The 888-nt window shown below is 69.3% G+C and carries 1 protein-coding gene; it reads left to right on the forward strand.

From position 1 onward, the window contains the following. Positions 1–309: 309 nt before the first annotated feature. Positions 310–888 (forward strand): TetR/AcrR family transcriptional regulator (locus ACY45C_RS11175; protein WP_462187549.1); only part of this gene is annotated, 579 nt, incomplete at its 3' end.

Below are 888 nucleotides of genomic sequence, written 5' to 3' on the forward strand. Positions count from 1 at the left end.
GGATCATGCAATCCGAAAATCACCATCAGATCCACGGCCAGCCTCGGGACCTACTTCCCAAACAGGCCCTAGGTGGCTGTTCGGGCTGGGGCGTTCGGGTGGTGGTTTCGCGGTGGACCATGGCCCGATCGGCGTGGAACGCGACGCACGCCACGCCGCTGCCCTGGCAAACGGATGCGTCTTGGCCGGCTGGGACGTATGCTGATCTTGAAGTCCGGCGGGAACGTGCGGCGCGATCAAGGTGGCGGGTGGCCTTTCCATGCGGATGCATCGGCACGGCGGCGACGGAGCGTGCGGGGGATCAGGCCGGTGTCCCGCCTGATGGCCACCCGGGACGTGCGCACTCCGCATCCTCGGCGGCCGTCCGACCGGGTGCCCTCCGGGGTCCGCGTCTCCCGCGCTCCCGGTCGTCCGAGGGACACCCGCTGCGATGAGGCGATCATCGATGCCGCGCTGCACGAGCTCGCGACGGTCGGCTTCGCGAGCCTGTCGATGGAGGCGGTGGCGACCAGCGCCGGGGTCGGCAAGGCGACGGTCTATCGCCGATGGCCAACGAAGGATGCCCTGATCGGGGACGCGTTGGACACCCTGGCCGACAGTCTCGACGCGGTCGAGACCGGCTCCCTGCGCGACGACCTGGTGGCCTGGCTGAATGCGCTGCGCCGGCACAACCTCCAGTCGTTGTCCGGGCGGATCATGCCGAAGCTCGTCGCCGAGCGGAGCACGCACCCGGAGTTGTTCGCCACCTACTCGCAGAAGGTGATCGAGCCGTCGCGGGAGAAGGCGGCCGCCATGCTCCGGCGCGGCATCGAATCGGGGGAACTCGCCGCGGACGTCGACGTCGACCTCGTCGTCGACATGCTGGTCGGTCCGGTCGCCTATCGGCAG

Source organism: Frankia sp. CcWB2 (assembly GCF_977927585.1).